Source organism: Qipengyuania sp. S6317L1 (genome assembly GCF_023015615.1).
Taxonomy (GTDB): Bacteria; Pseudomonadota; Alphaproteobacteria; order Sphingomonadales; family Sphingomonadaceae; genus Erythrobacter.
In genome coordinates, this window is sequence record NZ_JALKAJ010000004.1 from 134,358 (window position 1) to 146,949 (window position 12,592).

Consider the following 12,592-nt stretch of genomic DNA (forward strand, 5'->3'; position numbering starts at 1 on the left):
CGTTAACAGGGAAAAGAGCGCTTCGAAAAGCCCTCTGATCCCGATCAAGACCAACGGCACTCCTCAACCGACAGGCTGAGTGGGAAAGCCGTCAAGACAAGCGTGCTTACTGGTTGTTCTGACGCCCGAGGAAGCGCGGGATCGAGAGCGCAGGTGCATCATCATCGCCGTCTTCATCGTCATCGTCTTCATCCGAAGATCCGGAGGAGCGCGAGAGATTGGCCATCCGCTCGAACAGGGTTCCGCCACCAACGCCCGCGCCGCCAGCGCCTGAACCACCGGCACTGCTGCCGCTGGAGCTCTTGCCGCCGGATGCGGCGCCATCGCCGGCATCATCGCCCGAACCGCCACTAGGGGCGACAGGTTCGTTGCGCTCTACGAGACGGTCGGCATCACCCAGAAGATCATCACCGCCTTCTTGCGACGCGGCCCAATCGACCGATGTGCCCTCATCTGTTGCCGCCTCCTGATAACCGACATCAAGATCGAGAGTCTCGTCATCAGAACCTGCGATGAGATCATCATCTTCGGCGCCGCGAAGACCGGCGAGCGGATCAATGATTTCATCGACGTCATCGCCTGAATCGCCCATGTCATCGCCCGCCTGCATACCCGAAAGGTCGAACGGCTCTTTTGTATCTTCGCCCTCGCCCTCTTCGCTCGACTCATCCAAAGTCAGCTCATCATCGACGGGAGAGCTTGGGACCGACGGAATATTTGGTTCCTTGACGGGTTCCGGGGCTTCACTACCGAAGGATGTAGCCTCCCCGCTCGCTTCGCTTTCGCCGGAAAGGTCGAGCACAGGGCGCTTTGGAGGCCGCGCCGTGGTAAAGGCGGCCGGCGCAGCGCGCGGCGCATCGGCACTCGCCAGCGCCTCTATGCCGGTAGCGACAACCGAAATGCGGATCTTGTTATCAAGGTCAGGATTGAACGCGCTGCCCCAGATGATGTTGGCATCTTCGTCCACAAGATCGCGGATGTAATTTGCCGCTTCGTCCAGTTCCATCAGCGTCATGTCTTCGCCGCCGATGATCGAGATGATCACGCCGCGCGCGCCTTGCATGGAAACCCCGTCGAGCAGAGGGTTTGCTATCGCCTGTTCCGCAGCGTTAAGAGCGCGGTTTTCACCCTCGCCCTCGCCCGTGCCCATCATCGCCTTGCCCATTTCGCTCATCACGGCGCGAATGTCGGCAAAGTCGAGATTGATAAGGCCCGGATTGACGATCAGATCGGTGATCGAACGAACGCCTTGCTGAAGCACTTCGTCGGCAAGCTGGAACGCCTGTTTGAAGGTCGTTTCAGGCTTCGCCACCAGGAACAGGTTCTGGTTCGGAATCACGATCAGCGTATCGACGTGCTCCTGAAGCTCGGCGATGCCAGCTTCGGCCGCGCGCATGCGGCGCGTGCCTTCGAACAGGAACGGTTTGGTCACAACGCCAACGGTCAAAACGCCCTTGCGGCGCGCCGCTTCTGCGATGACAGGAGCAGCACCGGTGCCGGTGCCACCGCCCATACCAGCGGCGATGAAGACCATGTTGACGCCTTCGAGCGCCTCTTCGATCTGCGAGACAGTTTCTTCAGCCGCAGCTTTGCCAACTTCTGGCCGCGCGCCAGCGCCAAGGCCGCCGGTGATGTCCGGGCCAAGTTGTATGCGCGTTTCAGCGGGCGAAGAGGCAAGCGCCTGCGCGTCCGTGTTTGCAACGATGAAATCGACGCCTTCGATCTCGGACTCGATCATATTGGTGATCGCGTTACCGCCAGCGCCGCCAATTCCGACCACTGTGATGCGTGGGCGAAGATCGTCTGTTGCGGCTGGTCCGATATTGATGCTCATGGCCTTAATCCTCCAGACCTTGCAGCCCCAAATGTGCACTTCTGGCGCAAGGTTAGACTTCTGTGACACATTCGTGATGTGTAGGTTATACTTAACGCTTCCTTATCCACAGTGGGCATTGCGGAAGTCTACTTATTCAAGTCGTTCATTTGGCGATCGGCGCTCTGAAAGCAAACGCCAATGGCCAAAACTCTCTTAAAAATTCTCTTTCAACGCCCGCCATAGCCGCGAAAGACCTGCGAACAGGTTTACCGAACCGCCGAAATCATGAACCTCGCCATAGCGGGCTCCGACGGCTCTGATGTCGACCGGATCGGCGGCTGCGTAGAGACATAGTCCCGCAAGTCCGGAAAATCCGGGTGTGGCGTGCGCCTCGGGTAAACCCGTAAGCGCGGAAGCGCGTCCGATGCGAACGGGCATCGCAAGCGCGCTTTGCGCGAATTCTGCGAGCCCTGCAAGCTCTGCCCCGCCACCGGTGAGGACCACTTGCCCACCGCGAACGCCTGCAAAGCCAAGCTCTTTGAGCGCCTTGCCGATCTCGCCCATCAGCTGTGACTGGCTCCCGGTGATAACCGAAATCAATTCAGCGCGCGCAATCCGGTTCTTGTCATCGGCACCGCGCGCATTCGATGTGCTGGGCGCGCCGGGCTCGGCTTCATTGGGGCCGTGCACCGGGATCATTTCGCGGTGATCGCTTGGCGAAGCGATGGCCGAACCCGAAACGCACTTCAGACGCTCGGCCTGAAAACGACGGATACCAAATGCGCTCGCCACCGCGTCGGTGATATCGCCAGAGCCGAGCGCAATGGCGCGAAGGCCGACCAGCATGCCCCCTGCGAAAACGGAAACATTGGTGACGTCCGAACCGATCTCTACCAATGCAACGCCCAGATCGCGCTCCTCTTCGGTGAGGCAGGCATAACCCGATGCGAGCGGTGCGGCCACGACGGCTTCGACATCAAGGTGCGCGCTCTGCACCGCCTCCATCAGGTTTCTGACGGGCGCACCATCAGCGAGCATGACGTGAATATCGACGCCCAATTGCTCTGCGTGAAGCCCAAGCGGGTTCGCCACCCCGTGCGCGCCGTCAAGAGTGTAGTGCGCCGGAATTGCGTGAAGGACGCTGTGCCCGTTGGGGTCAATCATCCCTTGCGCATCGAACAGTAGTTGTTCGATATCTTCTTCTTCGATGCGGCGACCGCCGATGTCGATTTCGACCTTGGTGATGTCGCTTTTGAGCCCGGCGCCCGCACATGCGATCCACACACTCTGGATGCTGGTCCCTGCGTTCTTTTCCGCGCGCTCAACCGCATCACGGATGGCATAGGTCGCCGCCTTCATATCGGTGATATAGCCGCGCTTGACCCCGTTGCTGGCCCGGTGGCCGGAGCCCAGCACCACAAGCTCGCCCGTTTCGGTTTCACCCATGATCATGGCCGAGATGCGGAATGAGCCGACGTTGACCGCGCCAAAAACCTTAGTCAGGCGCGCCTTATTGGCGGTGAATTTGGGAGTGGATTTGGTTTTAGTCATTATGGACTCCCCATTTCAACAGCATCGGCACGGCCCGGCACTCGCATGTATACGCGTGGAGGGCTGCGCATGTCGAAGGTTGCAACCTGACCGCCAATCAAACGGTTCTGACCATCCATGCGCGCAAATTTGACGAGCGCGGTGGCCGATGGCTCTGCGCCTTCTGGCAAGGCAAGCTTCTGCCCGCTCTTGAATTCAAGGTTCCAGCGGCGATTGCCAACCCATTCGGCTGACTCGATTTGCGGCCCAAGCGCAGGAGCCACCGCAAGCAGGGTTTCAAGCGGCGCGACCTGCTTGGCAGCGCCCGGCCCCTTGATGCGCATTTTACCCGCTGCCTTATCCTCGGCCACCGGTCCAAGCTCGACCCCCTCTGCATCAATCAGCATCAGGCGATCAGGCTTCTCAAGCACAGCGTGAGATTCACGCTCGACAATGTCGATCGCAAGCGTCGAGGGTAGCTGGATCGAGACGCGCGCGTCTTTCACCCAGGGCAACGAGCGCAGGTCCTCGCGCAGGGCCTCAAGCTCGACGGTGGGCATCGGGCGGTTCTGCTGCGCCAGCGCACGGGCATACACTTCGCGTTCGTCCATGCGGCTGGTGCCGGTGACACGCACGTGCTTGACCTCGAAGCCTGCATCCGATGCGATCAATGCCACTTGCGTTTTTGCCATCGCCGGAACGCCAGCCAGGTTGGCAATCACAAACGCAAGGCCGACAGCGCCGCCGATGATCAGGGTGAGCCAGATTGTGCTCCACTGCTCCTCGGTGAAGGGGAGCCAGCCCATAACGGTATCAAGGATGCCGCCGGTCTTCGCCTTTGCGCGGCGCGCGGTGGCCGCGCGGCTTTGTGACTTCGCAGCGCGGCGCACGCCTTTGCTTGATGAACGCGTAATCTTAGCCACGCGCGTCCTCCAATCGCTTGAATTTGCCTTTGTGCACGCGGAGCGCTTCCATCACGATAAGTTCGACGAGTTCGGCATATCCGATATCGGCATGGCGCGCCTGCTCTGGCACCAGGCTTAGCGGGGTCATGCCGGGCTGCGTGTTGGTTTCGAGGACGAATAGGCCCTCTTCGCCTTGCTCCTCGTCCCAGCGATAATCGGTTCGGCTGGTCCCGTGGCAGCCGAGCACCGTGTGCGCTTTCACCGCATATTCTTCGCACAGCGCGGCGATCTCTTGCGGGATCTTTGCCGGACATACATGCTGGGTGCGCCCCTCGGTGTATTTGTTCTCGTAATCGTAGAAGCCGTTTTCGACGATGAGTTCTGTAACACCCAGAGCCCTGGGACCTGATGCCCCGTCAATCACGGCGGTCGTCAGCTCGCGCCCCTTGATGAAGGGCTCGGCGAGAAGCTCGTCAAATTCCTGCCACGGCCCTTTGGCATCGCGGGCAATCGGATTGCCGACATTGGAATCTTCAGTGACAATCGCGACGCCCACCGAAGAGCCTTCGTTGACGGGCTTGAGCACGTAAGGGCGCGGCAGCGGATCACGTTCGTAAAGTTCTTCACAACGCACAATCCGGCCACCGGGCATCGGGATACCATGCGGGGTGAGCGCCTGTTTGGTGAGCTGTTTGTCGATGGCGATGACCGAGGTCGCAAGACCAGAGTGCGTGTAGGCGATACCCATCAGGTCGAGCATGCCTTGAACGCTGCCATCCTCGCCCGGAACACCGTGGAGCGCATTGAAGACGACATCGGGCTTGGCCGCTGCAATCTTGGCCGCCACATCGCGATCCAAGTCTATTTGCGTGACGCGGTGGCCATTCATTTCAAGCGCATCGGCAACGCCTGCTCCCGACATGAGCGACACCTCACGCTCATTGGCCCAGCCGCCCATCAGGACGACGACGTGCAGAGGATCCTTTGGCGGGTTCACGACCGCCCTACCCGGCGGATTTCCCACTCCAGTTGAATGCCTGAATTCCCTTTTACCTTCTCGCGCACCAGCTCGCCCAATTCCTCGATCTCGGTTGAGGTCGCATTGCCTGTGTTGATCAGAAAGTTGCAGTGCTTGTCGCTGACCTGTGCCCCGCCGTGGGTGAAACCGCGTAAGCCGGCATCGTCGATCAGCTTCCAGCTCGAATGGCCTTCAGGGTTCTTGAAAGTCGAGCCACCCGTCATCGAACCGATGGGCTGGCTTTCCTTGCGCTGGCTGGAGATGCGCGCCATGTCTGCCTTGATCTCTTCCGGATCGCCGGGGAAGCCTTCAAAACGCACGGCAACCACCACCGCGCCTTCGGGCAAAGCCGAATGGCGGTAGGAATATTCAAGGTCGGCATTGGTGAGCGTTTTGAACTCGCCGCCAGGCAGAATAACGTCGCAATCGACCAGCACATCGCAGGTTTCGCGGCCATAGCATCCGCCATTCATTTTGGTCACACCGCCGACCGAGCCGGGAATGCCGATGAAGAAACGCAGTCCATCAATCCCGGCCTTCGCTGCACGCCTTGCCAGAACACTGACAGGGGCAAAAGCGCCCGCCTGGATCGTGGTGTCGCCGGTGACTTTGACCTCGGCGAAGGGTGCGCCCAGCTTGATCACCACACCCGGCACGCCGCCATCGCGGATAATCATGTTCGAGCCGACGCCCAGTGGCATGACCGGCACGCTGGGATCGAGTGCTTCAAGGAAGGTCTTGAGGTCGTCGAGATCGGCCGGTTCAAACAACCAATCCGCCTTGCCGCCGCTTTTGAACCAAACGTGTTTGGCAAGCGGTGCATCGGCGGTGAGTTTGCCGCGCACGGTATTGGCGAGCTCAGCGGGGGATGAATGTGTCATTGCGCCCCCTTCTGCACACTAATTGCCTCGCCAAGAGTAGCTGCCCATTTGGTGATATCCCCAGCCCCAAGGCATACGATGATATCTCCGGGTAAAATTTCGTCAGCAAGCGTCGCTGCAAGTTCGCTATGGCTGGCTGTGGTGTGGGCAGAACGGTGTCCGCGCGATTTCAGGCCCGCTGCAAGCGCCTGCGCGTCGATGCCCTCGATCGGATCTTCGCCCGCTTCATAGACCGGAGTGACAAAGACGATATCTGCCTCGTTGAAGCAACTTTGGAAGTCATCCATCAGATCGCGAAGGCGCGTATAGCGGTGGGGCTGTGCAACCGCGATCACGCGGCCATCAGGGACAGCTTCGCGTGCCGCGCCGAGCACCGCGCGGATTTCCACCGGGTGGTGGGCATAGTCGTCGATCACAGCAACCGAGCCGCCTTCAAGCTCCACTTCGCCGACCTTGGTGAAGCGGCGGCGCACCCCGCTAAAACTGCCAAAGCCATCGCGAATAACGTCATCGGGACAGCCCATTTCCACCGCAACAGCAATCGCAGCGAGCGCGTTCTGGACATTGTGGCGACCGGGCATCGGCAGGTGGACGCCTTCGATCCGGCGATCTTCTTCACCGCGCTGGCGCACAATGACATCGAACGTGTTGCCACCTTCATTCGGGCGCACGTTTACGCCGCAGATGTCCGCCTGAAGCGAGAAGCCATAGGTCACAACCTTGCGGTCGCGCACTTCTCCGATGACGGCCTGAACCTCCGGGTGGTCCACACACAAGATCGCTGCGCCATAGAAGGGCACGTTGTGAATGAACTCCACGAACGCGCGCTTAACCCCGTCGAAATCGCCGTAGTGGTCGAGGTGTTCGGGGTCGATATTGGTGACGACTGCGATCGTCCCATCGAGGCGCAGGAAGCTTCCGTCGCTTTCGTCCGCTTCGACCACCATCCAATCGCTATCACCCAGACGCGCGTTCGAGCCATATTGCTCGATGATGCCGCCATTGATGACCGTGGGGTCGATCTTGCCCTGATCGAGAAGGCTCGCGATCATGCTGGTCGTTGTCGTCTTGCCGTGCGTCCCCGCCACTGCAACGGTGGATTTGAGCCGCATGAGTTCGGCAAGCATTTCGGCGCGGCGCACAACGGGTATGCGCTGTTCAAGAGCGCAGGCGACTTCGGGATTTGTCCGGCGAACGGCGGTCGATGTAACCACAACCGCCGAACCTTCGACATTTTCCCTGGCGTGCCCGATGTGGACAGTGATCCCGCGATTTCTAAGTCGCTCTACGCTCGGCCCCTCGGCAAGGTCGCTACCTTGGACGGAATATCCCAGATTGTGCATCACCTCTGCGATGCCGGACATACCAATCCCGCCGATACCGACGAAATGGATGGTTCCTATGTCTGTGCCAACGCCCTTCATGCTGCGGCGTCCTCATTGCTTTCGCAGTTGGCAGGCTGCGCCTTGGTTGCAACCGCGGCAGCTTTAGGGGCGCCCTCGCCCACGCGGATAACATCCATCAAATCGATACCACCCATGCTCTCGACAAGGTCCGCCAGGTCTTTTGCGGCCTTGGGACGGCCACAGTTCCACGCGCCATGCGCTGCATTGGCAAGGCTGCCGGGATTTTGCGCAAGAGCCTGTATCTGTTTGGCCAGTTCCTTGGGCGTGAACTTCTCCTGCCGGATCATCCGCGCCCCGCCTGCCTTCACGATTTCAGCGGTGTTCGCTGCCTGATGGTCGTCTGTCGCTATCGGCAGCGGGATGAGGATCGCCGGGCGACCAACAGCGGTCAGCTCGGCAATGGTCGAAGCGCCCGCCCGCCCGATGAACAGGTGCGTATCCGCCAGCCGCTCGTGCATATCCTCAAAATACGTGCCCAGTTCAGCGGGAATATCGTGATTGGCGTATCGTTCGCGCACCTTGTCGAGGTCTTCGGGACGGCATTGCTGCGTCACCTGAAGCCGGGAGCGCAGCACCGGTGGAAGCATGGCAAGGCCGTCGGGAACCACTTCGGAAAGAACGCTCGCCCCTTGTGAGCCGCCGGTTATGAGGACGCGCAAGAGCCCTTCTTCGGTGAGCACGGGGAAATCTTCGTCGCGCAGCGCGAGCACTTCTTCGCGCACCGGATTGCCGACCAGATGGACCTTGTTGGCATATTTGGGCTTCAATCGCTGAACATCGGGATAGGAAGTAGCGATGGCTTCAACCCCGCCGGCAAGCAGGCGATTGACCCGCCCCAGAACCGCGTTCTGTTCATGCACAACGCTCAGCAGATTGGCAGAGCGCGCCGCGAGCAAGGCCGGAAATGCGGGATAGCCGCCAAAACCGATGATTGCAGTAGGGTCGACTGCATCGAACAGACGAAGCGCCATATTGCGCCCTTCGCGCACCGCCTTGAAACCTGCAAACCACTTCAGCGGGTTCTTGCCAAAGCGCCCGGCGGGCAGAACGTGCGTGGTCAGAAACTCGGGCTTGCCCGGAATATTCGCGCCGCGTTCATCGGTGATCAACGCCACATGATGCCCGCGCGCGTGCAGTTCCTCAGCGAGCGCGAAGGCCGGGATCAAGTGTCCTCCGGTTCCTCCTGCGGCGAGGACAAAATGGCGGCTAGCTCCTGCGGGTGTTGACTGGGTGCTCATAGGAAAGCTTTGGGCCTTGCTCTTTTCCCTGAGCGCCCGAGCAGATCCTTAAGGCCCGGCCGGTCACGCTCGAGGAATGGGTTACGACGGGTAATCGCTAAAAGCAGCCCGCAGGTAAGGCAAATCGCGAGCGTCGATGATCCCCCATAACTTACCAGCGGCAAGGTCATGCCCTTGGACGGGAACAGTTGCAGGTTCACCGCCATATTGATGAATGCCTGTCCACCGAGAAGCGCCGCAAGCCCTGCGCCAGCGAGCAGCGCAAAGAGATTTTCCTCGTTCACCAGCCGCACCAATGCGCGCCCGATGATGGCGACATAGAGAATGAGGATCGCGGCGCATGCAAGAAGACCGAACTCCTCCCCGATGACCGAGAAGATGTAGTCGGTGTGCGCTTCGGGCAGGTTCATCTTGCGCGTGCCGAGCCACAGCCCGCTACCTGTCCAGCCCCCAGCGGTTAGCGTGCGTTCAGCGAGATAAACCTGGTCATAGGCCGTGCCCCCGCCAAGGAAGCTGTCGATGCGATAGCGCGCATTGTCATAGAGAAAATAGGCAGCAGTCATCATAGCCACGCCGCCTGCCACCAGAGCGCCCATGCGCAACAGCGACACGCCCGACAACAGCACGAGCACAAACCAGACCCCTGCAAAAAGGATAGTCGCGCCAAGATTGGGTTGCAGCATCAAGAGCGCTGCGACGAGCACCATGGCAAGCGTCGCATAGCCCAGCACGGGCAAGCTCTCATCGCGCATCCGCCACGAAAGCATCCACGCAAGCAGGATCGCAAAGCCGGGTTTCAAAAATTCGGACGGCTGCAATGACATGCCGACATTGAGCCAGCGTTTCGCCCCGTTCCTTTCAAACCCGAAGATCGGCACCAGCAGAAGCAGGAACAACATTACCACGGCGAGCACAATACCCAGTCTTCGCGCGTCCTCGCGGCTGACGAAGGAGACGCCAAGCATGATCGCCAGGCCCATAAGCTGAAAGGCGATGTGGCGCTGGAAAAAGGCGAAATCGTCGATCCCGTATTGCTTCCCACCCGCAGGAGATGCCGAGGCCACAGCAATCGTGCCGATCACCATCAGGAATAGCACCATGCCAAGCAGCCATTTGTCGATTTCTCGCCACCAAATAAGAACGCGGTCACCAAAGCCGCGGCGCACCGCTACAGGAGCATGAAAGCGCGCATCGCCCCGCACGGAATTCAGACCCGGAGGCCGTCCTGAAATGCTCATGCGATATCCCCCTTGATGTAATCGTCGTCGGTGTTGGGGCACGCGGCAGGTTCGCAGTCGCCTGCTTCCGCGATCACGCCCACCAGCTTGCGGAAATGGTCACCCCGGTTTTCGTAGTCGCGAAACTGGTCGAAACTCGCGCAGGCCGGTGAGAACAGGATCACATCACCCGGCTGTGCCGCCTCGCGCGCGCGGCGCACCGCTTCGCACACCAGTTCGCAATCGTGGACCTGTGCAACTTTACCCCGCAGCAATTCGCCAAAGCGTGGGCCGGCCTCACCAATCGTGTAAGCCGCCGCGACATTCGAGAGTTGCGCCTCGCATTCGCCAAGGCCGTCTTCTTTGGCGAGCCCGCCCACGATCCAGTGGACACGCGGTGCGGCATAGCGGATCTGCATCTGGGGCGGATAGGCGGCGAGCGCCGGAGCGGTTGAGGCGGTGTTGGTCGCCTTGCTGTCATTGATAAAGACGACGCCATGCTCCTCGCACACCAGTTCCATCCGGTGCGGCAGGCTGCGAAAACGCGGGAGCGCGTGTTGCCATTGGGCGCTGGTCACCCCGAGTTCTTCGACGATAGCGACAGCAACCGCGACATTTTCAAGATTGTGCGGGCCTTGCAGCGATGGCCATTGAGACTGGAGAGCTTTCAATGCTTCCCAATCGACTGCAAGCGCGCGGCCCTGTTTGCGGCCCTGATCGCGGCTGGCGACTTGGCGTTCGTAGATTGCGCGCGCGGGCTCTTCGAGCGAACCGAAAACGGCGAGGTGTTCAGCCGATTGCATCGCGAACAACCGCTCTTTCGACGCGGCATAGGCGGCAAAGCCATCATAGCGGTCAAGGTGATCGGGCGTGATATTGGTAAGCGCCGCCGCCTCGCAATCGAGGCTTGCGGTGAGGTCAATCTGATAGCTTGAAAGCTCAAGCACATAGACGCCCCTATTATCTTTGAGGGCAGCCGCTTCATTGGGGTGAAGCGGCTCTTGCGCCATGATCGGTTCGCCAATGTTGCCGCCGAGCACTGAGGGAAGCCCCGCCATCGTCAGGATATGGTGGATGAGCGCCACTGTGGTCGATTTGCCATTCGTGCCCGTCACGCCAACAACGCGATGGGGAGGAAGGTCGGGCCGGGCAAGTGCGAACAGTTCGATATCGCCGATGATCGGCACGCCGAATTTGGCCGCGTGCTGCGTGATCGGATGGGTGTTGAGCGGCACTCCGGGCGAAACCACGAGGCCATCGAAGCCGGTCAAATCCATTTGAAGCGGATCGGCAATGTCGCAGCGCCCCTCGAACGGTGCGCGGGCCACGTCCTGGCGATCCCAAACAGTGACTTTCGCGCCGCTTTCCAACAGGGCTTCAGCCGCAGCCGCGCCCGAGCGCGCGAGGCCGAGCACGCTGTAGGATTTGTTGGAAAAGGCGTTTTTCGAAATGATCACTTACGCAGGTGTTTCATCAACTAAAGGGTTGCAGGGTTATCTCAATTTGAGGGTCGAAAGTCCGATCAGAGCAAGCACGATGGCGATGATCCAGAAACGGATCACGACCTTGCTTTCTGACCAGCCGAGTTGCTCGAAATGGTGGTGGATCGGCGCCATGCGGAATACCCGCTTACCCGTGCGCTTGAACCAGAAGACTTGAACGATGACTGAAACCGCCTCGAGGACGAAGAGACCGCCGACGATGGCGAGCACGACTTCGTGGTGGGATGCGACCGCAATCGCGCCCAAAGCGCCGCCAAGCGCGAGGCTTCCCGTGTCGCCCATGAATACCGCTGCAGGCGGCGCGTTGAACCACAGGAAGGCGAGACCCCCGCCCATAATCGCTGCACAAAAGACGACCAGTTCCCCGGCCCCTGCGACATGGGGGATACCGAGATATTCCGAGAAGTCGGGACGCCCGACGAGATAGGCGATGATGGCAAAGGTGCCGCTTGCGATGATGACAGGCATGATGGCAAGCCCATCGAGGCCGTCGGTAAGGTTCACAGCGTTCCCTGCGCCCACCATCACGAAAGCAGCAAAAACGTAATAGAACGGCCCCAGCGGGATCTCGACGAAGGAGAAGAAGGGGATGTAGAGATTGGTGTTGATCTGACCGACGATAATGTAGCTCGCAAGGCCCGCAACGGCGAATTCCAGCAAAAGCCGGACACGCCCGGAAAGGCCTGCGTGGCTGTTCTTGGTGACCTTGTCGTAATCATCGATGAAGCCAATGATCCCAAAGCCCAAAGTGACCGCAAGACATGCCCACACGAAGGGGTTGGTCAAATCCATCCAGATCAGGAGCGATACCACCAGGCTCACGAGAATCAGCAAACCACCCATTGTCGGTGTACCGCGCTTGGCAAGGTGGCTTTGCGGCCCGTCTTCGCGAATTGGCTGCCCCTTACCTTGGCGCACACGCAGCATGTTGATCATGCGAGGTCCGATAATCAGGCCAAGGAAGAGCGCCGTCATCAACGCCGCGCCAAAGCGAAACGTTTGATAACGCACCAAATTGAGTGCGCCCTCAAATCCCAAAATGTCTGCGATCCAATAGAGCATCCAGATCCCTCTTGCGG

10 protein-coding genes are annotated in these 12,592 nt (G+C 60.0%); all 10 read right to left on the reverse strand.

Annotation, left to right across the window (positions count from 1 at the left end; genetic code table 11):
- Positions 1-106: 106 nt before the first annotated feature.
- The 10 genes from ftsZ to mraY all read right to left on the reverse strand — a co-directional run bounded on the left by ftsZ (position 107) and on the right by mraY (position 12,575).
- On the reverse strand, positions 107-1,834 hold the full coding sequence (gene ftsZ, locus MWU38_RS09900; protein ID WP_247271650.1) for a cell division protein FtsZ: 1,728 nt from the start codon (positions 1,832-1,834) through the stop codon (positions 107-109).
- A 195-nt stretch (positions 1,835-2,029) separates the two neighbouring features.
- On the reverse strand, positions 2,030-3,367 hold the full coding sequence (gene ftsA / locus MWU38_RS09905; RefSeq protein ID WP_247271651.1) for a cell division protein FtsA: 1,338 nt from the start codon (positions 3,365-3,367) through the stop codon (positions 2,030-2,032).
- A complete protein-coding gene (locus MWU38_RS09910; protein ID WP_247271652.1) occupies positions 3,367-4,269 on the reverse strand; it encodes an FtsQ-type POTRA domain-containing protein in 903 nt (300 codons plus the stop codon). The genes ftsA and MWU38_RS09910 overlap by 1 nt, the downstream gene beginning before the upstream one ends.
- Complete coding sequence (locus tag MWU38_RS09915) at positions 4,262-5,248, reverse strand: D-alanine--D-alanine ligase (protein WP_348646877.1); 987 nt, start codon at positions 5,246-5,248, stop codon at positions 4,262-4,264. Before MWU38_RS09915 ends, MWU38_RS09910 begins: the two co-directional genes overlap by 8 nt.
- On the reverse strand, positions 5,245-6,150 hold the full coding sequence (gene murB, locus MWU38_RS09920; protein WP_247271653.1) for a UDP-N-acetylmuramate dehydrogenase: 906 nt from the start codon (positions 6,148-6,150) through the stop codon (positions 5,245-5,247). Before murB ends, MWU38_RS09915 begins: the two co-directional genes overlap by 4 nt.
- Entirely contained in the window at positions 6,147-7,574 is a 1,428-nt protein-coding gene (gene murC / locus MWU38_RS09925; protein ID WP_247271654.1) for a UDP-N-acetylmuramate--L-alanine ligase, read from the reverse strand. Before murC ends, murB begins: the two co-directional genes overlap by 4 nt.
- The gene (gene murG / locus MWU38_RS09930) at positions 7,571-8,794 is read right to left on the reverse strand and encodes an undecaprenyldiphospho-muramoylpentapeptide beta-N-acetylglucosaminyltransferase (protein WP_247271655.1); all 1,224 of its coding nucleotides are present in this window, start codon (positions 8,792-8,794) and stop codon (positions 7,571-7,573) included. The genes murC and murG overlap by 4 nt, the downstream gene beginning before the upstream one ends.
- On the reverse strand, positions 8,791-10,032 hold the full coding sequence (locus tag MWU38_RS09935; RefSeq protein ID WP_247271656.1) for a putative peptidoglycan glycosyltransferase FtsW: 1,242 nt from the start codon (positions 10,030-10,032) through the stop codon (positions 8,791-8,793). Before MWU38_RS09935 ends, murG begins: the two co-directional genes overlap by 4 nt.
- Complete coding sequence (murD, locus tag MWU38_RS09940; RefSeq protein ID WP_247271969.1) at positions 10,029-11,465, reverse strand: UDP-N-acetylmuramoyl-L-alanine--D-glutamate ligase; 1,437 nt, start codon at positions 11,463-11,465, stop codon at positions 10,029-10,031. The genes MWU38_RS09935 and murD overlap by 4 nt, the downstream gene beginning before the upstream one ends.
- A gap of 39 nt (positions 11,466-11,504) precedes the next feature.
- Positions 11,505-12,575, reverse strand: a complete 1,071-nt coding sequence (gene mraY, locus MWU38_RS09945; RefSeq protein WP_247271657.1) for a phospho-N-acetylmuramoyl-pentapeptide-transferase — start codon at positions 12,573-12,575, stop codon at positions 11,505-11,507.
- Between the last annotated feature and the right edge of the window lie 17 nt (positions 12,576-12,592).